The sequence below is a fragment of the Streptomyces sp. KL109B genome, assembly GCF_030766935.1.
GTDB lineage: Bacteria > Actinomycetota > Actinomycetes > Streptomycetales > Streptomycetaceae > Streptomyces.
The window spans coordinates 83,039-102,273 of the sequence record NZ_JASERL010000015.1; the positions used below are offsets into that span (position 1 = coordinate 83,039).

The following is a 19,235-nucleotide window of genomic DNA, read 5'->3' on the forward strand; positions in this document are numbered from 1 at the left end:
GAAGGAAACGATCTTTCACAGTGCGGAAGGACAGGCGATCCCTATGTCCCAGGTGCCCCCGGTGTCCCCGATGTCCCCGGTGTCCCCGGTGTCCCCGGTGTCCCCGGTGTACTCGAACCACCAGCTGGACCAGCTTCCCGAGCCCGATCCGCAGGAGGTCGCCGAGTGGCTGGCCTCCGTGGACGGCGCGGTCGGCGCCGTCGGTCAGCGGCGGGTGGGCCGGCTCCTGCGGCGCGTCGTCGACCACGCGCTCGCCGCGGGTGTGCCGCTGCCGCCGCCCTCCTCGACGCCGTACGTCAACACGATCCCGACGGACGCCGAACCGGCGTACCCCGGCGACGAGTCGATGGAGTCGCGGATCACCGCGTGGAACCGCTGGAACGCCGCGGCCATGGTGACGCGCGGCAACGACCGCGGCGGCCTCGGCGGCCACATGGCCACCTACGCCTCCGCCGCCTGGCTGTACGAGGTCGGCTTCCAGCACTTCTTCAAGGGCAAGGACGCCGACGGCAGCGGCGACCAGCTCTACGTACAGGGGCACGCCTCACCCGGTGTCTATGCCCGCGCGTTTCTCGAAGGGCGCCTGAACGAGGGCGAGTTGGACCGGTTCCGGATGGAGGCGGGCGGCGGCGGACTGCCCTCGTACCCGCACCCGCGGCGCCTTCCGTGGCTGTGGGAGTTCCCCACCGTGTCGATGGGCCTCGGCCCCATCTCGGCCGTCTACCAGGCCCGCTTCAACCGCTACCTCCAGCACCGGGGCATCAAGGACACCAGCCGCAGCCATGTGTGGGCGTTCCTCGGTGACGGTGAGATGGACGAGCCGGAGTCGACGGCCGCGCTGAACCTCGCCGCCCGCGAGGAGCTCGACAACCTCACCTTTGTCGTCAACTGCAACCTCCAGCGCCTCGACGGCCCGGTGCGCGGCAACTTCAAGATCATGCAAGAGCTGGAGGCGCAGTTCCGGGCGGCCGGCTGGAACGTCGTCAAGGTGCCGTGGGGCGTGGAGTGGGACGGGCTGCTCGCCACGGACGCGGACGGCCTGCTCCTCGACGCCCTGGACACCCTGCCCGACGGCCAGTTGCAGACCTTCGCCGCGCGCGACGGCGCGTACATCCGCGAGCGCCTGTTCGCTGGGCCGCTCGCCGGTCTCGCCCGGCCGTACTCGGACGAGGACCTCGCCCGGATCGTCGGTACGTCGCGGGGCGGCCACGAGCCGCGCAAGATCCACGCCGCGTACCGTGCGGCCGTCGACCACAAGGGCGCGCCGACCGTCGTCCTCGTGCAGACGGTGAAGGGCTGGACGCTCGGCCCCGGCTTCGAGTCGCGCAACGCCAACCACCAGATGAAGAAGCTCTCCGGCAAGGAATTCCGCGCCATGCGCGACCTGTTGGAGCTTCCCATCCCCGACTCCAGGCTCGGCGACGACCTCGTCCCGTACGCCCACCCGGGCGCCGACTCCGACGAGGTCGCCTACCTCCAGGAGCGCCGCCGCGCGCTCGGCGGCCCGGTCCCCGCCCGCCGCGTCGTGAACCGCCCGCTCCCGGCGCCGTCCGCCAAACCCTTCGAGACCCTCGCCAAGGGCTCGGGCAGTCAGGGGATCGCCACGACGATGGCGTTCGTCCGCCTGGTCAAGGACCTGCTGCGGGAGAAGGAGACCGGGCCGCGCTGGGTGCCCGTGGTCCCCGACGAGGCCCGCACCTTCGGCATGGAGTCCCTGTTTCCCTCCGCCGGGATCTACTCCCCCAAGGGCCAGACGTACGAGCCCGTGGACCGCGACCAGCTCCTCTACTACAAGGAGTCGAGGGACGGTCAGATCCTCAACGAGGGCATCACGGAGGCCGGTTCACTGGCCTCCTTCACCGCCGCCGCCACCTCGTACGCGACCCACGGCGAGCCGCTGATCCCCTTCTACATCTTCTACTCGATGTTCGGCTGGCAGCGGACGGCCGATCAGTTCTGGGCGCTGGCCGACCAGTTGGGCCGCGGCTTCGTCGTCGGCGCGACGGCGGGGCGGACGACGATGACGGGCGAGGGCCTGCAACACGCCGACGGCCACTCGCACTTGATCGCCTCCACCAACCCGGCGTGTCTGCCGTACGATCCGGCGTTCGCGTACGAGGTCGGTGTCATCGTCCGCGATGGCCTGCGGCGCATGTACGGGGAGGACCCGGAGGACGTCTTCTACTACCTCACCGTCTACAACGAGACGAAGACGCAGCCGCCGATGCCGGAGGGTGTCGAGGAGGGCATCGTGCGCGGCCTGTACCGCTACCGCGCCATCGACCACCCCGCTACCGACGCCCCGCGCACCCAACTCCTCGCCTCCGGCACGGCGATCCACTGGATTCTGGAGGCGCAGGAACTGCTCGCGAAGGACTGGAACGTCGCCGCCGACGTGTGGTCCGCGCCGTCCTGGACGCTGCTGCGCCGCGACGCGATGGAGGCGGAGGCCGATGGCCGGGTCCCGTACGTGACCGAGGCGCTGGCCGACGCGCCCGGTCCGGTCGTCGCGGTGTCGGACTGGATGCGGGCGGTGCCCGACCAGATCGCGCCGTGGGTGACCCAGCAGTGGACGTCCATCGGCACCGACGGCTTCGGCCTCTCCGACAACCGGGCCAACGCGCGCCGCCACTTCGGGGTCGACGCCGAGTCGATCGTCGTGCACGTGCTGCGTACGCTGGCCGCGCGCGGCGAGGTCGCGGCGGACGCCGCCGAACGGGCTGCCCGGCACTATGGCCTGACGGGTACGGAGGAGCGCGCGGAGGCGGGCGACGCTCCCGCCTCCGTCTCCGCCGCCTCCGCCGCCCATGCGACCCCGCTGGTCCGCAGGCTCGCCGCCCGGTCGGGCGTCGACCTGTCCACGGTGCGCGGTACCGGAGTCGGGGGCCGTATCCGCAAGCAGGACGTCGCTTCCGCGGCGCGCTAGACGATGCCGGTGAGTCGGGCGTCGTCCGACGTCCGCTCACGCACCGCCGTGGCGGGCGTCGGGGTCACCTCGCGGACCGTCACCGCCAGGCTGTTGTCTGCGGTGAAGTAGGGGCGCATCCGGACCTGTTGGCCTCCGGGACGGGTGTGGAAGGCCGGGGGCACGGCGTCGGTTCCCTTGCGCATCGGCACGTCTCCGCCGATGCGGCCGACCGGGATCCGGGTCCCGCCGTCGACCAGGTGCACGTCCCAGAATTCGCGGTCGTCGCCGCGTGCCGTGCTGTGCTCGGCGAAGTCGGCGTGCGGCAGCGAGAACCACACCTGGCCGTCGGAGACCACGACCTCCGCCGACTCGAAGGAGGTCCGCGTGCCGCGCAGTGACGCCACCACCACGGTGTCGTCCCCGAGCGGCCGTCCGAAGATCGTGCCCTGCACGATGGTGGCGGGTTCACCGGTGTCCACGGTGCCGATCTCCAGGTGTGCGGGGCGGGCCCAGGCGCGTACGGCGAGGTGTCCGTTGGAGGTGGCGTAGGGGATCCGGGAGATGACCTGACCCTCCGTCACATCCGGTGCGCGGCCGACGAGTTCGGCGGTCTCGACGGTCAGGGCGCGCACCCGGCGGCGTACGCCGGTCGCCGTCTGCTCGACGTACGAGTGCCACTCGCCCTCGTCCAGCGCGAGGTCCCGGCCCACGCGGGCGCGCAGGGCCTCCGGTTCCCGGTGCAGCGGCAGGCGGAGTTCGTCCTCGCCCCGGCGCAGGACGAGTACCGCGTGGTGGGTGGGCACCCCGGTGACACGTACCTCGATGTCACCGCCCGGCGCGGCCGTCGCGCGGGCCACCGGGTGGAAGCCGGGGACGCGGGTGAGGCGTTGGGCGCGCTTCGGCATCAGGGCGCGGACGGCGGGGGCGAGGACGGGGGTGCGCAGGGAGGCGCGGAGCACGGGGCGGGCGACGGTACCGGCGTGCCTGCGCACCCGGCCGGACATGGGTCGCCGCGCCGCCGGGGCCGGCACGAGGACTCCGGGTCCCCGCAGCTCCGCCACCAGCGCCAGGAATCGCTCGGCCGCCGTCCGCGGTGTGAACGTCAGCGCCTTCGCGCGCGCCGCCTCCGCCATCGCGTGGCGCCGCTCGTCGTCCTCGATGAGGTCGAGCAGCGCGGCGGCGAACTCCTCGGGATCGCCTGGCTGGACGAGGTAGCCGTCCTGTCCGTCGTCGAGGATCTCGCCGGGCCCGTACGGGCAGTCGGTGGCGACGACGGGCAGGCCCGCGTGCATGGCCTCGACGAGGGTCATACCGAAGGACTCGGCGTTCGACGAGACCGCCGCGACGGCGCCCTTCGCCCACTCCGGTTCGATGGGTGCGACGGCTCCCATGAGGCGTACGTGGTCACTCAGCCCCGATGCCAGGATCTGCTCGCGGAGCTGCCCGGCGAGGCGGCCGCGGCCGTAGAGGCGCAGCGACCAGTCGGGGCGCTTGGCCACGACGTGTCCGAAGGCCTCGATGAGGAGGGCGTAGTTCTTCACGGGTATGAGCCGGCCCGCCGCCACGACCACCTTGGTGCGTCCGGTCGACGCGGCGACATCCGGTACGGGGACGCCGTTGGGTACGCAGCGGATCTCGGTGCCGATTCCGGGCAGGGCCTCGCGGTAGCTCTCGGCGTCGGCGTAGGAGGCGGTGGTGAACGCGTCGAGGGCGGCGATCGCCCGGTCCTGGGCGGCCTCGATGGCCGGTTTCTGCAGGGCGCGGGTCAGGTGTTCCTGTCCGATGCGCAGGGCGCGGCGGGGGCCGTGTTCGGCGAGCAGCACATTGATGCCGGGTCGTGTTCCCACGATGACGTCGGCGTCGGTGCGCTCGAACCACTCGACGACGCGCTGATCGGTGCGGGTGCTGGCGAGCTTGTACGGGCCGTCGGCGCGGAGGTAGAGCCGCGAGGGGTTGGCGGCCGGGTCGTGCTCGGGGTCGAAGGCCGGGGAGTCGGGCCGCGCGTCCACGAGCGGCAGCATCCTCACTCCGGGTGGCGGCTTCAACGCGGGGTGTTCCCTGGAGCGCACGAGCGACACGATCTCCACTTCGTGGCCCGCCTCGGCGAGTGCGCCCGCGAGGTTCATGGTGGAGCGGATGGTGCCGCCTATTCCATAGGCGTTGAAGACAATAAAACCGAACTTCATGCGTGGAGCGCCCGTTCTGTGGTGCTGAGCGTGACGCGCGGGGTTGCCGTCGCCCGTCCAATTACATGCGGATATGCGGACATTCGCGACTTTTGAGTCTCACTCACGCCAACACCCCGACGGGACCGGGGTGTTGGGTAACGACGGTGCGGGGTTCACCAGTTACACACCGCGCGCACCCGACTACGTACGGGTGGTGTCACGTCGTCGAACCGTGCGGCGACGACGGGCGCGAGGAGCCCGAGCGCCGCGACGGCCGCGCCCACATGCGGCGGCGCCGCACCGGACAAGGCCGTACCCGCGCCACGGCCCCTTCCGGTTGATAGGCAAGCGAACACTTGCCTATGCTGGCGTCGTGGCCGATGACCTTTTCAAAGCCTTGGCCGACCCCACCCGCCGTACGATCCTCGACGAGCTGACGCTCAAGCCGGGGCAGACCCTCTTCGAGATCTGCTCCCGGCTGACCATGAAGCACCGGCTGAACCTGTCCCGGCAGGCCGTCTCCCAGCACCTCGCCGTGCTGGAGACGGCCGGGCTCGTCGAGACCAGGCGGGAGGGCCGCTACAAGTTCCACGACCTGAACACCGCCCCCCTTCGAGAGATATCGGAGCGGTGGCTCACCCCAGAAGACCCCAGGCCGGACCCGGAAGAGAGCACCCCATGAAGATCCACATGACCAGCGTCTTCGTCGACGACCAGGCCAAGGCCGCGCAGTTCTACACCGAGATCCTCGGCTTCAAGAAGAAGCACGACGAGGACCTGGGCGGGGGCGCCCGCTGGCTGACCGTCGTGTCGTCCGAGGAGCCCGGCGGCACCGAACTCCTCCTGGAGCCCTCGGGCCACCCGGCGGTCAAGCCCTACCGGGACGCGCTGATCGCGGACGGCATCCCGCTCGCCCAGTTCGCCGTCGACGACGTGCACGCCGAGTACGAGCGGCTGACCGCGCTCGGAGTCCGGTTCACGCAGGAGCCGCTGGAGATGGGCCCGGTCACGACCGCCGTGCTCGACGACACCTGCGGCAACCTGATCCAGATCGCGACCGAACCCAAGTAGGCCCGGCCCGCCGGTGGCGGTCAGCCGCTGCCGGCCAGCTCCCCGCTCAGCTTTCCGTGCAGGGCCGCGCTGTCCGGGTTGAGGCCGACGAACTCGACGCTCTTGCCGCGCTCCGCGTACTTGGTCTCGATGGCGTCGAGCGCCGCCACCGACGAGGCGTCCCACACATGGGTCGCGGAGAGGTCGACGACGACCTTCTCGGGGTCACCGGCGTAGTCGAACCGCGTCACGAGGTCGTTGGAGGACGCGAAGAACAGCTCTCCGGTGACCGAGTAGACGACCTGGCCGCCGTCCGGGTCGGTGACCGAGGTGACGTCCGCGACGTGGGCCACCCGCCGCGCGAAGATCACCATCGCGGCGATCGAGCCGACGACGACACCGATGGCGAGATTGCTGGTGGCGACCACGACGATCACGGTCAGCACCATGACGACGATCTCGCCCGCCGGCATCCGCTTCAGTGTCTTCGGCGCGACGGAGTGCCAGTCGAAGGTCGCGAAGCACACCATCACCATCACGGCGACCAGCGCGCCCATCGGGATCTCGGAGACGATCGGCCCGAACACCACGCACAGCACCATCAGGAAGACACCCGCGAGGAACGTGGACAGCCGCGTCCTGGCGCCCGACACCTTTACGTTGATCATCGTCTGCCCGATCATGGCGCAGCCGCCCATGCCGCCGAAGAAGCCGGTGACGATGTTGGCGATGCCCTGGCCGATGGACTCGCGGGTCTTGGACGACCGGGAGTCGGTGATCTCGTCGACGAGCTTGGCCGTCATCAGGGACTCCATGAGACCCACCAGCGCCATGGCCAGCGCGTACGGCGCGATGATCTTCAACGTGTCGAAGGTGAACGGCACGTCCGGCAGCCCCGGCACGGGAAGCGAGGACGGCAGCGCCCCCTTGTCCCCCACCGTCGGCACCGCGATCCCGGCGGCGACGGTGACGACGGTCAGGATCACGATCGACACGAGCGGCGCCGGGACGGCCTTGGTGACCTTCGGGAAGAACACCATCAGCGCGAGCCCGCCGACGATCAGCGGGTACACCGCCCACGGCACGTCCGTCATCTCCGGCACCTGGGCCATGAAGATCATGATGGCGAGGGCGTTGACGAAGCCGACCATGACGCTGCGTGGCACGAACCGCATCAGCTTCGCGACGCCGAGTGCCCCGAGGACGATCTGGAAGACACCGGCCAGAATCACGGCGGCGACCAGATACCCGAACCCGTGCTCCCGGTTGAGCGGCGCGATCACCAGCGCGACCGCGCCCGTGGCGGCCGAGATCATGGCCCGCCGCCCGCCCACGATCGAGATGGTCACGGCCATGGTGAACGCGGCGAAGAGACCGATCTCGGGGTCGACGCCCGCGATGACCGAGAACGAGATCGCCTCGGGGATCAGCGCGAGCCCCACCACGAGCCCGCCCAGGATCTCGGTGCGCCACACCTTCGGGTCGGACCACCAGTCGGGGCGGCGCAGTCCGCGCAGCCGGGCGGTCGGGGAGGAGGGGGACATCGCACTGGGCAAGGAAACGTAACCTGTCGTGGTCGGGCACGGAAAAGGGCGGCACGCGGCCGCCCCGAACGAAGAGCAACCCTACCCTAACGTAAGGGTAGAGATCGGTAGTGGTGGGCGTGAGCAGCGAGCAGCACATGCAGATCGGCGAGGTCGCGAACCGGACCGAGCTGTCGTTGCGCACCATCCGGCACTACGAGGAGACGGGCCTCGTCATCCCGTCCGCCCGCTCGCAGGGCGGCTTCCGCCTCTACACCGAGAACGACGTGGCCCGCCTCATGGTGATCCGCCGCATGAAGCCCCTCGGCTTCACCCTCGACCAGATGCGCGACCTCCTCGACGCCACCGACCGCCTCGACGCAACCCCGCCTCCCGAGGGCGCCGAACGCGAGCAACTCCTCGACCGCGTACGCCACTTCGAGCAGGCGGCCGCCGACCGCGTCGCGGATCTGCGTAAACAGCTGGGTCGGGCGGAGGAGTTCGCGGGGACGCTGCGGGAGCGCCTGAAGGGGGCGGGGGCGCCGTAACTCGGGGCGCCGTAATCCGGTGGCGGCGTAATCCGGTACCGGAGCGGTCCGGCCCGTGCCAGGATCCCGCCATGACCACGCCAGCGCCCGCACCCGCGACCACACCCGCGCCCCGTACCGACATGCCCTCGTCCTGGGACGAGCGCACGATGCTGACGACGTTCCTCGACTACGCGCGCGCCACGGCCGTCGCCAAGTGCGCGGGCCTCGCGCCGGAACACGGGGGAGCGGCGCCGCTCCCGGGTTCGCCGCTCATGACGCTGGGCGGCCTCATCAGCCACCTCCGGTGGGTGGAGTACCACTGGTTCCAGGTGATCTTCTTCGGCGAGGAGGACACCGAGGGCCCGTGGACGGACGAGGACCCGGACCGCGAGATGCGGATCGGCGCGCAGACGCCGGTACCGCAACTCGTCGCCGAGTACGAGGAGCAGAGCGCCCGGTACCGCCGGCTCGTCGCCGAAACCGAGCTGTCGGCGACGGCGAAGCGCCCGGTCAGGGACGGTACGTACGTGACCCTCGGCTGGATCCTGATGCACCTCGTCGAGGAGACGTCCCGGCACAACGGGCACATCGACGTCCTGCGGGAGATGGCAGACGGGACGGTGGGCGACTGAACGGTCGTTGGACCAGGTGTCGGAGTCAGTCCTTGAACCGGTCGTCGTCCATGCCCGCCATGAGCGCCTGGTGGCTGCGGCGCACGTGCTCGCGCATGACGCGTTCCGCGCCGTCGCCGTCCTTGGCGAGGATGAGGTCGAGTACGCGGTGGTGCTCGTGGTCGGACTCGCTGAGGCGGCCGGGCTGGGCGAGGGAGGTGCGCACCAGGCGGGCGTAGGCGAGCTGGTTCATCAGGGTGCGGTAGTGGGCCTCCAGCTTGGAGTTGTCGGCCCCGACGATGATCAGCTCGTGGAAGTCGTGCACCAGCTTCTCGTACTTGTCCGAGTCGCCGGCCCGCACCGCCTCGTCGGCCTCGCGCATGGTGGTGGCGAGGCGTTCCACCTCGGGGACGTTGCCTCGGAAGGCGAGGAGGCGGGCCGCCGCGCCTTCGAGGAGTTCCTTCATCTGGAAGAGTTCGGTGATCTCGCGGCGCGAGGGCACGGCGACGAACGTGCCGACCCGTGGCCGCACCTCGACCAGGCCCTCGATCTGGAGCTGCTTGAGGGCCTCGCGGATCGGGGTGCGGCTGACGCCGAAGGTCTGCGACAGCGTCATCTCGGAGAGGCTGGAGCGCGGCGGCAGCTCCCCACTGATGATCATCCGGCGCAGCTCTTCGGCGACCTTCGCCTGCATGCTGGTCTCTTGCATGGCACGTGAACCTAGTCTGCTGGGTTGTGTAGCGTCAATTGACAGGGATACGCGGGACTGCCATGCAAGCGGCCGGGCCCGCACCGCTCACTGGAAGGCCGGGACGACCTCCTTGATGAACAGCTTCAGCGACTCCCGCTTCTCCTCGTGCGAGAGCGTGTTGTCGATCCAGAAGCTGTACTCGTCGATGCCCAACTCCTCGTAGCCGCGCAGCCGCTCGATGACCTCGGCGGGGGTGCCGATCATCGCGGTCCTGCGCAGGGCCTCGGGCGCGAACTCGGGGCGCTCGGCGAACTTGTCCTCGGGGCTGGGCTCCAGGAAGCCGTTGGCCGGGGTGTTCTTGTTGCCGAACCAGGCGTCGAAGGTCCGGTAGAACTTGTTGATGCCTTCGGCGGCCGGGCGCCAGCCCTCCGGGTCCTCGGGCGCGTGCACGTGGGTGTGGCGCAGCACCATGATGTCGGGGCGGCGCTCCACCTCGGGGTGGTTGGCCACGGCGGTGTCGAACTTCTCCTTGAGCGCGGCCACTTCCTCGTCGCCCTTCATGAGCGGGGTCACCATGACGTTGCAGCCGTTGGCGACGGCGAAGTCGTGCGAGGCGGGGTCGCGGGCGGCGATCCACATCGGCGGGGTGGGCTGCTGCACCGGCTTGGGCACACTCGTCGAGGTCGGGAACTGCCAGATCTCGCCGTCGTGCGCGTAGTCGCCCTGCCACAACGCCCTTACGGCGGGGACGAGTTCACGCAGGTGCTTGCCGCCGTCGCTGGCCTTCAGGCCGTCGGCGAGGCGGTCGAACTCGATCTGGTACGCGCCGCGGGCGAGGCCCACCTCCGCGCGCCCGTTGCTGATGACATCGAGGAGGGCCGTCTCCCCCGCCGCCCGGACCGGGTGCCAGAACGGGGCGATGATGGTTCCCGCGCCGAGCCGGATGGTGTCGGTCTTCGCCGCGAGGTGGGCGAGGATCGGCATGGGGCTCGGCGAGATCGTGTACTCCATGGCGTGGTGCTCGCCGACCCACACCGTGCTGAACCCGCCGGCCTCGGCCATCTGCGTCAACTCGGTGAGATTCTCGAAGAGTTCACGGTGCGAGGCGGACTCGTCCCAGCGCTCCATGTGCACGAACAGCGAAAACCTCATGACAACTCCTTCTCTACGGTGGGTGAGGACGGGTGCGGGAGCAGTGCCTGTCGGGGTGGGGGCACGGCCCTCAGCTCCGCATCGTGAACGGATCGGCCACGGGCTCCTCGCTCGTGTTGATCCATACGCTCTTGAGGCGGGTGTACTCCTTGATGGTCTCGGTGCCGTGCTCGACGCCGACGCCGCTGGCCTTGAAGCCCTGGCGCGGGGACATCGGGGACATGGCCCGGTAGGTGTTGACCCAGACCGTGCCCGCGTCGAGGCGGCCCGCGACCCGGTGTGCGCGGGACAGATTGGTGGTCCACACCCCTGCCGCGAGGCCGTACTCGGTGTCATTGGCGATGCGTACGGCCTCGTCCTCGGTGTCGAACGGCATGATCGCGACGACGGGGCCGAAGATCTCCTCGCGTACGACCCGCATGTCGTTGTGGACGTCGACGAGGACGGTCGGCTCGTAGAAGCAGCCACCCGTGCCGCCGTCGGTGGGTGCGCCGCCCGTCAGCACCCGGGCGCCCTCCTCGCGGCCGAGGTCGACGTACGCGGCGACCTTGTCGCGCTGCGCCTCGAAGGCGAGCGGGCCGAGTTCGGTGGCCTCGTCGAGGGGGTCGCCGACGCGGATGGACTTGGCGCGCTCGCAGACCCGTTCAAGGAGCTCGTCGTAGACGGAGCGGTGGGCGAGGACGCGGCTGCCCGCGATGCAGGTCTGCCCGGCGGCGGCGAAGACTCCGGCGATGACACCCATGGCGGCGTTGGCGACGTCGGCGTCCTCGAAGACGAGCTGCGGGGACTTGCCGCCGAGTTCGAGGGTGGAGCCGATGAAGCGGCCCGCGGCCGTCGCGGCGATCCTCGAACCCGTCGCCGTGGAGCCGGTGAAGGAGATCTTCGCGAGGCCCTCGTGGTCGACGAGCGGCTGCCCGGCCTCGGCGCCGTAGCCGGTGACGACGTTGACGACGCCCGGCGGGAACCCGGCCTCCAGGGCGAGTTCGGCGAGGCGCAGGCCACTGGCCGAGGTGTACTCGGAGGGCTTGACGACGACCGTGTTGCCCGCGCACAGGGCGGGGGCGAGCTTGCTCGTGGTGAGGGTCAGCGGCGAGTTCCACGGGGTGATCGCGCCGACGACGCCGAGGGGTTCGCGCGCCGTGTAGTTGAGGACGGCGCGGTCGGAGGTGGGGACGGTCTCGCCGTGGATCTTGTCGGCGAGGCCGGCGTAGTAGTGGAAGTACTCGGGGAGGGAGGCGAGTTGGCCGCGCATCTCGCGGAGCAGCTTGCCGTTGTCCCGGGACTCCATGAGGGCGAGTTCCTCGGCGTTCTCCGCGATCAGGTCGCCGAGGCGGCGCAGCAGGTGGCCGCGCTTGGTCTGGCTGAGCTCGCGCCAGTCCGGGTTCTCGAAGGCTTCGCGGGCCGCGGTCACGGCCTTGTCGACGTCGGCGGCGGTGCCGCGGGCGGCGCGGTAGAGGGTGCGGCCGGTGGCCGGGTCGACGCTGTCGAAGTACGCGCCGGACGCGGGCTCGACCCACCGGCCGCCGATGAAGTGCCGCCACGTGGTGAGGTCCGTCGCGGGCGTGGGGTCAGACATGTGCGCGCTCTCCGATGAAGGTGGTGAGGGTGTCCGCGAACGCCTCCGGGCGCTCGACGGGCAGCATGTGCCGTGCTCCGGGCACGATCACCGCCCGGCAGTCGGGCAGCGCCGCGGCGAGCCGGTGTGTCATCTCCGGCGTGGATCCCGGGTCGTTCTCCCCGGTCACCGCGAGGGACGGCACGGTGATGTCACCGAGCCGCGGGCCGAGTTCGGCGTCGGCGTTCGCGAACACCCGGTAGCAGCCGAGGAAGGAGTCGACGTCGTTGGCGGCGAGGGTGGCCCGCGTCCGCTCGACGACATCGTCCGGCACGGTGGTGTCCGCGTACCAGCGCTCGATGGACGCCTCGGTGCTCGCCGCGAAGTCGCTCTCGGCGGTACGCAGCCGGGCCTGGACGGCCGCCCGCTCGGCCGGGGTGCGGCGGCAGACGGAGCTCGCCGAGACGAGCGTGCGCGTCAACTCCGGGTGCAGCAACGCCAGTTGTTGCGCCACAAGAGCGCCGAGCGAGAATCCGACCACGTGCGAGCCGGCCGGGATGTGTTCGGCGACCCCGTCGGCGAGTTCCGCGAGCGTGATGTCTCCGCGCACCGGCGGCCGGGCGCCGTGTCCCGGCAGGTCGGGCGCGACGACCGTGAACCGGTCGGCGAGCAGCGCGGTGACGGGCTCCCACATGGTGCGGTCGAGGCCGACTCCGTGCAGCAGTACGAGGGGCGGCTTGTCCATGGCGGGGCCGCCCTACTGCTCGGTGGCCAGCGGGGCGAGGCGGGCCTGCGGGCGGCCCTGCGCGGCAGCGGCCAGACCGATGACGATCTCGTCGGCGCGCGGCCCGTCCGAGACCCGTACCTCGACGCTCTGGTGGTGCGAGCGGATGGTGGCGTCGGTGATGTGCTTCAGCGGGATGTCGAAGACACCGCCGGCCACGGCCCGCTTCTCCACGGCGGGCAGCAGCGTGGTGGCGTTCGCCGCCTTGCGGAAGTGGTCGCCGAACTTCAGCGTGTGGATGAGCCCGCTGCCGTGCTCGACCTCCCCGTCGAGGCCGACGATCGCGGCCTTGCCGTACGCCTCGACGGGCGCGCCGAGCGCGTCGACGACGCGCGGCGCGAGCAACTCGCCCAGCTGGGGCGCCACTTCGTCGATGCCGGGCAGCAGGTCGTCGACGAAGCCCTGCCCCGCCCACGGGTTCTCGATCACGGCGAGCACCACGGCGGTGCGGGCCACCGAGTCGACGGGGCGGCCACCCTCGGCGTGGATGTCTTCGACGTACGTCAGGATCTTGCGGAGGTTCATCGGGCGGTCTCCAAGTCGGCGAGGCGGACCACGGGGTCCTGGCGGCGGTCTCCGATACGGGCGTTGGGGCGCGGGCCCGAGGCCGCGGCGGCGACCACGACGATCTCGTCGGGGCGGGGCGCGTCCGGGACCCGGATCTGGACCGTCTGGTAGTGGGAGCGGGTGGCGGCGGCGGTCTTGTGCCACACCGGGACGGTGAGCGGTTCACCGGCCGCGAGCCGGTCGTCGCTGAACACGATGATCGAGGTGCCCTCGGTCAACTCCCGCAGCACGTTGCCGAAGTACGGGGTGTGGATCAGCGCGCCACCGTGCTCGACCTCCCCGTCGAGCCCGACGACGGCCGCTTTCCCGAACGCCTCGACGTGCTCCACGCCGCCGAGTGTCTCGATCAGCCGGTCGGTGAGGAGCCGGCCGATCCCGGGCGCGATGTCCTCGACCTCGGGCTGGAGGTCGGCGACGAAGCCGCGCCCCGCCCACGGGTTCTCGATGACGGCGGCCGCTGCGACGCGTCGTACGGGAGTGGCGACCGGCCGACCGAGCTCCAGGAGGACTTCGTCCACCACGGTAACGACCTTGCGCAGTCGGCCTCTTGTGGGCGTGGCCCACAGCTGTTGGCCTGCTGATTGATGCTGTGCCATGGCAGTGAGGCTAAGAGGCAGCCGGAAAGCCCGTCAAGGGTCGGCGGGGATCTCCCGCCGCCGACCTCCGTATTCACAGAAAAGCAAGACGAGGAGGCGCGAATCCCGCCCGAACCATTGACATCACGGACGCCCCATTCCTACGGTCCTCTGCCATACAACAGAACTGCCATGCAAGAGCGTTCAAGGGAGCCGCACCCTCATGTCACTCACGCTGGAACACACCCGCGCGGACCGCCCCGCCCGCCTCCGCGCCGCCTGGGACGCGGCCTGGAACCGGGGCGAAGTCGACGCCCTGGACGACGTGTTGAGCCCCGGCTACGTACGCCGTCGCGGTCCGGCCGGAACCGCGCAGGACCGCGCCGGGTTCAAGGACAGCATCAGCGCCGTGCGCGCCGCGTTCCCCGATCTGCACACCGAGATCGAGGACCTGGTCGAGGACGGCGACCGGCTCGCGGTCCGCTGGCGCAGCACCGGCCGGCACACGGACACCTTCATGGGTGTGCCGCCCACCGGGCGCCCCGTGGAGGTGTCTGGGGCCACCTTCGCCCGCTTCGACGGGGACACCGTCACCGAGGAGTCGGTCACCTTCGACTCCCGTCAGCTGCTCGAAGCGCTCGGCATCATCACGACGGCGCACGAGGCCGCCGTCGACGCCGACCTGGTCAAGGGCGTGCACCGCAAGTTCATCACCGGTGTCACCGTGGTGACCACCGACGACGACGGCACCCCCAAGGGGCTCGCGGTGAACGCGTTCTCCAGCATCTCGCTCGACCCGCCGATGGTGCTGGTGTGCGTGCAGCGCAGTTCGTCGACGCACCCCGCGCTGCACCGCGCGAGCCACATCGGCATCAACATCCTCGCCGCCGACCAGCTCGACGTGGCGAAGGTGTTCGCGAGCAAGGGCACCGACAAGTTCGCCGCCCTCGACTGGGCGCCCGGCGAGCACGGCGCCCCGCTGCTCGAAGGGTCCGCCGCCCGGCTTGAGGTGGAGATCGGGGAGCGCCTGGAGGCCGGCAGCCACACCGTGTTCACCGGACGTGTGGTGTCGGCGTCGCACTCCGAGGTCGCCCCGCTCGTCTACAGCGGCGGCGGCTTCTTCGACATCTCCCAGACGGCGCCGCTCCCTTGGTGACTCGCGTCCGCCCCCGCATCCACGTCCTCCGGAGCACGCCATGACTCAAGACGCACAGGGCGCACCCGTCTACGGCAGCGCCGTCACCAAGGTCGAGCCGTTCGGCGTCGACCACATCCCCGACAACGAGCGGCACGGCAAACCGAGTTCACAGTTTTTCGTGTGGTTCGCGGCCGGGCTCAACTTCCCGGTGATCCTGCTCGGTTTCAGTGCCGCGTGGTTCGGGCTGAGCTTCGCCACCGCCGTCGGCGCGATCGTGGTGGGCGCCGGGGTCGGCGCCGCCCTGATGGCCGTGATGTCGCGCATGGGTGTGCGGCTCGGTGTGCCGCAGCAGATCCAGGCGCGCGGCCCGCTCGGCTTCTTCGGCAACTTCGTGCCCGTCGCGTACATCAACGTGTTCTCGGGTGTGGGCTGGGCGGCCGTCACGGTCATCCTCGGCGGCAAGGCCTTCGCCGAGCTGAGCCACCTGCCGTACTGGCTGTGCGCGCTGCTGCTCACCGTCGTCGAGCTGGTCGTGGCCGTCTTCGGCTACAACATGATCAATTTCCTGCAGCGGGCGCTGACGTACGTACTGACCCCGCTGTTCGTGCTGATCACGGTCGTGGCGGTGGCCCGCGGCGGCAGCCTCTTCGAGGCGAATCCGCACGCGGAGGGCTATGTCGGCGCGGCAGGTGGCTCGATCACGCTGGGCGGCTGGTTCCTGGCGTTCCTCGTGGCGTGGGCGCCGTTCGCCTCCGACTACTCGCGCTATCTGCCGGACACCGCGAGGGTCGTCCGGCAGACCACCTGGTACACCGCGCTCGGCAACTTCCTCACCATCAGCTGGCTCGGCATCCTCGGCGTCGTGGTCGGCGCCTCCGCGTCCAGCTCGGACACCATCACCGCCCTGCACGAGCTGATGGGCCCGTTCGCCGTGCCCGCGCTGGTCGCCGTGGGCCTTTCCGCGCTGGCCCAGAACTTCCTCAATGTCTACGGCGGCGCGATCTCCGTCCAGACCCTCAAGATCCCCGTCACCCGCACCCAGGCGGTGGCCGGAATCTGCGTCCTCGCGTACGGGATCAGCCTGTGGGGCGCCTCCGGCACGGAGGACAAGTTCAAGGTGTTCCTCAACCTCACCGCGTACTTCATCGCGCCGTTCGCCGCCGTGCTCCTCATCGACTTCTACCTGGGCGGACGCGGCGACCCCGGCAGGATCGCCGAGCTCTACGACCGCTCCAGGATCGTCGACTGGGGCCTGGTGGCCTGGGCGGGCGGCGTCGCGGCGTCCGTGCCGTTCTGGGTGTCCGACCTCTACACCGGCGCCTTCGCCGCGGCCCACCCGGGAGCAGGCGACCTCAGCATGCTCGTCGCGGCGGCGGTCGCGGTGGGGCTGTACCTGTGCACGTACCGGCTGAAGCCGTTGTGGCGGCGGGCGGGCGCCCCGGACGCCGCGGTGCGGGCGGCCGAGGCCACGGAGCAACTTCCGGCGCCGGAGCGGGACTTGATCGGGCGCGGCTGACGCGACCCGCCGCCACGCCCGGTGTGTCCGCCACGGTGGCGGGTACGACACTTCCCGTGCAGGATGTCGCGGAAGCGACCGATGAGCGAGGAGTGCCGGAAGTGATTCGAAAGCTACAGGCAGTCGCACTGGACTGTGACGACCCGATTCGGCTCGCCGAGTTCTACGCGGAGATGCTCGGCGGCCGGACGGTCGTCGACCCCGACGATCCCGACTGGGTGGACGTCGAGGGCTTCGAGGGCGTCACCATCGCCTGCCAGCGGGCGGCGGGCTACCGGCCGCCGGAGTGGCCCGGCCAGGAGCGGCCGCAGCAGTTGCACCTCGACTTCGACGTGGACGACCTGGAGGGCGAGGAGAAGCGGGTCCTCGCCCTCGGCGCGACGCTGCTGGAGCGGACGGACCAGGTGCACCCGGGGACCAACTGGCGGGTGTACGCGGATCCGGCCGGGCATCCGTTCTGCCTCTGCCTGCACTGAGGCGGAACGGGCCGCGCCGCACACCTGACTCACCGGTTCGGCGCGGCCCGCTCCAGGTCGTCGACGCTCCCCGACATGACCTCCGCCAGATGGGCCGTGAGGTGCTCCAACGGCCAGTCCCACCACGCCACTTGGAGCAGCCGCTCGACGTCCTCGTCGCTGTACCGCCGACGGATGACGCGCGCCGGGTTGCCGCCGACGACGCCGTAGTCGGGGACGTCGTCGACGACGACCGCACCCGAGGCGATCACCGCCCCATGCCCGATCCGGACGCCGGGCATCACCATGGCCCGGTACCCGAACCACACGTCGTTGCCGACGACGGTGTCACCCCGCCCCGGCAGACCGGTGATGAGGTCGAAGTGCTCGGCCCAGGAGCCGCCCATGATGGGGAACGGGAAGGTGGAGGGGCCGTCCATGCGGTGGTTGGCGCCGTTCATGATGAACCGCACGCCCTCCCCCAGCGCGCAGAACTTCCCGATGACCAGCTTCTCCGGCCCGTAGTGGTACAGCACGTTGCGGGTCTCGAAGGCCGTCGCGTCGTCCGGGTCGTCGTAGTACGAGAACTCGCCGACCTCGATGAGCGGCGACGTCACCAGGGGCTTGAGGAGGACGACACGCGGCTGGTCGGGCATGGGGTGCAGCACGGTCGGGTCGGCGGGGAGTTCCGGTGTCACCAAGGGGCCTTTCCCGGAGGGGATGTGCGGACACGACACCCCCGGTGATTCCAGCCTCGCCGGCGTTTGAGGCGCGGGGTCCGGGGCGGAGCCCCGGGAGCGGCGTTGACATGACATTTGAGCAAGCGCCACCGTACCGGGATCGGAGCGCGCCGACAGCGAAGGTGGGGCAGGTCATGACCGTACGCAGGGGTGTCATACGCATAGGTGTCATCGGTGCCGGCTGGATCGGCCGGGAGCACATCAGGCGGCTCACCGATGTGATCGCCGGGGCCCGGGTCACGGCCGTGACCGACATCGACGCGGAGCGGGCGGCGGAGGCGGCGCGGTATCCGGGCGCGCGGGTGCTCGCCGACGGTGCCTCGCTGGTGGCCGCCGACGACGTCGACGCGGTGCTCGTCACCTCGTGGGGTCCCACGCACGCCGAGCACGTCCTGAACGCGATCGCGGCGGGCAAGCCGGTGTTCTGCGAGAAGCCCCTCGCGACGACGCCCGCGGACTGCCTGAAGATCGTGGAGGCGGAGCGGGCGCACGGCTCCCGGCTCGTCCAGGTGGGCTTCATGCGCCGCTACGACCAGGGCTACCGGCAGCTGAAGGAGGTCATCGACGCGGGCCGGATCGGCACCCCGCTGATGGTGCACTGCGCGCACCGCAACGCGTCGTCCGTGGACGCGTACACCTCCGACATGGCGGCCCTCGACACGGCCGTGCACGAGATCGACGTGCTGCGCTGGCTGCTCGCCGACGAGTTCGTGTCGGCGCAGGTCATCACGCCCCGCTCGACGACGAAGAAGCCCGCGCACCTCATCGACCCCCAGTTCATGCTCTTCGAGACCGCGAAGGGTGTGCGGATCGACCTGGAGGTCTTCGTCAACTGCCGCTACGGCTACGACATCCAGTGCGAGGCCGTCGGCGAGGAAGGGCTCGTCCGGCTGCCCGATCCGGCGGCCGTCGGGGTGCGCACGGCGGGCGCGCACAGCACGGCGATCCTGCCGGACTGGACGGGCCGGTTCGCCGACGCCTTCGACACCGAGTTCCGCGAGTGGGTCGCGAACGTGGCGGCGGGCCTGCCACCCACCGGCCCCTCCGCCTGGGACGGCTACGCGGCCACCGTCATCACCCGCGCCACCGCCGAGTCCCTCACCTCCGGCCTCGTCATCGCCACCGATGTGCCGGAATGCCCCGTTTTCTACGCCTCCGACACCGGGTCGTAACCGAGCGTCCGTTTGCCCGCCCGAACGCGGGGCAGGCGCCACGGCCGAGGAAGGTTGCTTGATTCCACAACTTTTCGCAGGTCGAGGAGATACGAGGTTC

Annotated in this window: 18 protein-coding genes; 9 read left to right on the top strand and 9 right to left on the bottom strand. The window is 70.6% G+C overall.

The genetic code is table 11. From position 1 onward, the window contains the following. Positions 1-70: 70 nt before the first annotated feature. Complete coding sequence (aceE, locus tag RBJ65_RS36410) at positions 71-2,926, top strand: pyruvate dehydrogenase (acetyl-transferring), homodimeric type (RefSeq protein WP_306319895.1); 2,856 nt, start codon at positions 71-73, stop codon at positions 2,924-2,926. Here the strand turns inward: aceE and RBJ65_RS36415 are convergent. Further along, positions 2,923-5,094, bottom strand: a complete 2,172-nt coding sequence (locus tag RBJ65_RS36415) for a glycosyltransferase (RefSeq protein ID WP_306319816.1) — start codon at positions 5,092-5,094, stop codon at positions 2,923-2,925. The two genes, aceE and RBJ65_RS36415, sit on opposite strands and share 4 nt — an antisense overlap. A 355-nt stretch (positions 5,095-5,449) precedes the next feature. Between RBJ65_RS36415 and RBJ65_RS36420 the strand changes: the two genes are divergently transcribed. Further along, complete coding sequence (locus tag RBJ65_RS36420; RefSeq protein ID WP_306319815.1) at positions 5,450-5,758, top strand: helix-turn-helix transcriptional regulator; 309 nt, start codon at positions 5,450-5,452, stop codon at positions 5,756-5,758. Further along, complete coding sequence (locus RBJ65_RS36425; RefSeq protein ID WP_306319814.1) at positions 5,755-6,147, top strand: VOC family protein; 393 nt, start codon at positions 5,755-5,757, stop codon at positions 6,145-6,147. Before RBJ65_RS36420 ends, RBJ65_RS36425 begins: the two co-directional genes overlap by 4 nt. A 20-nt stretch (positions 6,148-6,167) precedes the next feature. Here the strand turns inward: RBJ65_RS36425 and RBJ65_RS36430 are convergent, their stop codons facing one another. After that, positions 6,168-7,670 (bottom strand): SulP family inorganic anion transporter, encoded by a 1,503-nt coding sequence (locus RBJ65_RS36430; RefSeq protein WP_306319813.1) that lies wholly within the window; start codon positions 7,668-7,670, stop codon positions 6,168-6,170. A gap of 137 nt (positions 7,671-7,807) precedes the next feature. Between RBJ65_RS36430 and RBJ65_RS36435 the strand changes: the two genes are divergently transcribed. Continuing rightward, positions 7,808-8,197 (top strand): MerR family transcriptional regulator, encoded by a 390-nt coding sequence (locus RBJ65_RS36435; RefSeq protein ID WP_306319894.1) that lies wholly within the window; start codon positions 7,808-7,810, stop codon positions 8,195-8,197. 71 nt (positions 8,198-8,268) lie between these two features. After that, on the top strand, positions 8,269-8,811 hold the full coding sequence (locus tag RBJ65_RS36440) for a DinB family protein (RefSeq protein WP_306319812.1): 543 nt from the start codon (positions 8,269-8,271) through the stop codon (positions 8,809-8,811). 25 nt (positions 8,812-8,836) lie between these two features. Here RBJ65_RS36440 and RBJ65_RS36445 read toward each other — a convergent pair whose 3' ends face one another. From RBJ65_RS36445 to RBJ65_RS36470, 6 genes are all read right to left on the bottom strand, one after another. Further along, the gene (locus RBJ65_RS36445; RefSeq protein ID WP_306319811.1) at positions 8,837-9,499 is read right to left on the bottom strand and encodes a GntR family transcriptional regulator; all 663 of its coding nucleotides are present in this window, start codon (positions 9,497-9,499) and stop codon (positions 8,837-8,839) included. 87 nt (positions 9,500-9,586) lie between these two features. After that, positions 9,587-10,633 carry an LLM class flavin-dependent oxidoreductase gene (locus RBJ65_RS36450; protein ID WP_306319810.1) on the bottom strand — a complete coding sequence of 349 codons (1,047 nt, stop codon included), beginning with the start codon at positions 10,631-10,633 and terminating at the stop codon, positions 9,587-9,589. Between the two features lie 70 nt (positions 10,634-10,703). After that, on the bottom strand, positions 10,704-12,209 hold the full coding sequence (locus tag RBJ65_RS36455; RefSeq protein ID WP_306319809.1) for an aldehyde dehydrogenase: 1,506 nt from the start codon (positions 12,207-12,209) through the stop codon (positions 10,704-10,706). After that, positions 12,202-12,933 (bottom strand): alpha/beta fold hydrolase, encoded by a 732-nt coding sequence (locus RBJ65_RS36460; protein WP_306319808.1) that lies wholly within the window; start codon positions 12,931-12,933, stop codon positions 12,202-12,204. Before RBJ65_RS36460 ends, RBJ65_RS36455 begins: the two co-directional genes overlap by 8 nt. 12 nt (positions 12,934-12,945) lie before the next feature. Then, entirely contained in the window at positions 12,946-13,497 is a 552-nt protein-coding gene (locus tag RBJ65_RS36465) for an amino acid synthesis family protein (protein WP_306319807.1), read from the bottom strand. Beyond that, positions 13,494-14,135 (bottom strand): amino acid synthesis family protein, encoded by a 642-nt coding sequence (locus RBJ65_RS36470; RefSeq protein WP_306319806.1) that lies wholly within the window; start codon positions 14,133-14,135, stop codon positions 13,494-13,496. Before RBJ65_RS36470 ends, RBJ65_RS36465 begins: the two co-directional genes overlap by 4 nt. Positions 14,136-14,337: 202 nt before the next feature. On the opposite strand from RBJ65_RS36470, the gene RBJ65_RS36475 reads away from it, so the two are divergent. The 3 genes from RBJ65_RS36475 (at position 14,338) to RBJ65_RS36485 (ending at position 17,244) form a co-directional block, all read left to right on the top strand. After that, on the top strand, positions 14,338-15,270 hold the full coding sequence (locus RBJ65_RS36475; protein ID WP_306319805.1) for a flavin reductase: 933 nt from the start codon (positions 14,338-14,340) through the stop codon (positions 15,268-15,270). A 40-nt stretch (positions 15,271-15,310) separates the two neighbouring features. Beyond that, positions 15,311-16,768 carry a cytosine permease gene (locus RBJ65_RS36480; RefSeq protein WP_306319804.1) on the top strand — a complete coding sequence of 486 codons (1,458 nt, stop codon included), beginning with the start codon at positions 15,311-15,313 and terminating at the stop codon, positions 16,766-16,768. 101 nt (positions 16,769-16,869) lie between these two features. Further along, a complete protein-coding gene (locus RBJ65_RS36485) occupies positions 16,870-17,244 on the top strand; it encodes a VOC family protein (protein ID WP_306319803.1) in 375 nt (124 codons plus the stop codon). Between the two features lie 29 nt (positions 17,245-17,273). On the opposite strand, the gene RBJ65_RS36490 is transcribed toward RBJ65_RS36485, so the two are convergent. Further along, positions 17,274-17,879 (bottom strand): CatB-related O-acetyltransferase, encoded by a 606-nt coding sequence (locus RBJ65_RS36490; protein WP_306319893.1) that lies wholly within the window; start codon positions 17,877-17,879, stop codon positions 17,274-17,276. A gap of 218 nt (positions 17,880-18,097) precedes the next feature. Between RBJ65_RS36490 and RBJ65_RS36495 the strand changes: the two genes are divergently transcribed. Next, entirely contained in the window at positions 18,098-19,135 is a 1,038-nt protein-coding gene (locus RBJ65_RS36495; protein ID WP_306319802.1) for a Gfo/Idh/MocA family protein, read from the top strand. The last annotated feature ends 100 nt before the right edge of the window (positions 19,136-19,235 follow it).

Excerpts from the sequence above, each read along its gene's own strand:
- RBJ65_RS36470 (WP_306319806.1), bottom strand. The coding sequence starts at position 14,135 with ATGGCACAGCATCAATCAGCAGGCCAACAGCTGTGGGCCACGCCCACA.
- aceE (WP_306319895.1), top strand. The coding sequence starts at position 71 with ATGTCCCCGGTGTCCCCGGTGTCCCCGGTGTCCCCGGTGTACTCGAAC.
- RBJ65_RS36475 (WP_306319805.1), top strand. The coding sequence starts at position 14,338 with ATGTCACTCACGCTGGAACACACCCGCGCGGACCGCCCCGCCCGCCTC.
- RBJ65_RS36490 (WP_306319893.1), bottom strand. The coding sequence starts at position 17,879 with ATGCCCGACCAGCCGCGTGTCGTCCTCCTCAAGCCCCTGGTGACGTCG.
- RBJ65_RS36455 (WP_306319809.1), bottom strand. The coding sequence starts at position 12,209 with ATGTCTGACCCCACGCCCGCGACGGACCTCACCACGTGGCGGCACTTC.
- RBJ65_RS36480 (WP_306319804.1), top strand. The coding sequence starts at position 15,311 with ATGACTCAAGACGCACAGGGCGCACCCGTCTACGGCAGCGCCGTCACC.
- RBJ65_RS36435 (WP_306319894.1), top strand. The coding sequence starts at position 7,808 with ATGCAGATCGGCGAGGTCGCGAACCGGACCGAGCTGTCGTTGCGCACC.
- RBJ65_RS36440 (WP_306319812.1), top strand. The coding sequence starts at position 8,269 with ATGACCACGCCAGCGCCCGCACCCGCGACCACACCCGCGCCCCGTACC.
- RBJ65_RS36425 (WP_306319814.1), top strand. The coding sequence starts at position 5,755 with ATGAAGATCCACATGACCAGCGTCTTCGTCGACGACCAGGCCAAGGCC.
- RBJ65_RS36445 (WP_306319811.1), bottom strand. The coding sequence starts at position 9,499 with ATGCAAGAGACCAGCATGCAGGCGAAGGTCGCCGAAGAGCTGCGCCGG.
- RBJ65_RS36450 (WP_306319810.1), bottom strand. The coding sequence starts at position 10,633 with ATGAGGTTTTCGCTGTTCGTGCACATGGAGCGCTGGGACGAGTCCGCC.
- RBJ65_RS36415 (WP_306319816.1), bottom strand. The coding sequence starts at position 5,094 with ATGAAGTTCGGTTTTATTGTCTTCAACGCCTATGGAATAGGCGGCACC.
- RBJ65_RS36430 (WP_306319813.1), bottom strand. The coding sequence starts at position 7,670 with ATGTCCCCCTCCTCCCCGACCGCCCGGCTGCGCGGACTGCGCCGCCCC.
- RBJ65_RS36460 (WP_306319808.1), bottom strand. The coding sequence starts at position 12,933 with ATGGACAAGCCGCCCCTCGTACTGCTGCACGGAGTCGGCCTCGACCGC.
- RBJ65_RS36495 (WP_306319802.1), top strand. The coding sequence starts at position 18,098 with ATGACCGTACGCAGGGGTGTCATACGCATAGGTGTCATCGGTGCCGGC.
- RBJ65_RS36465 (WP_306319807.1), bottom strand. The coding sequence starts at position 13,497 with ATGAACCTCCGCAAGATCCTGACGTACGTCGAAGACATCCACGCCGAG.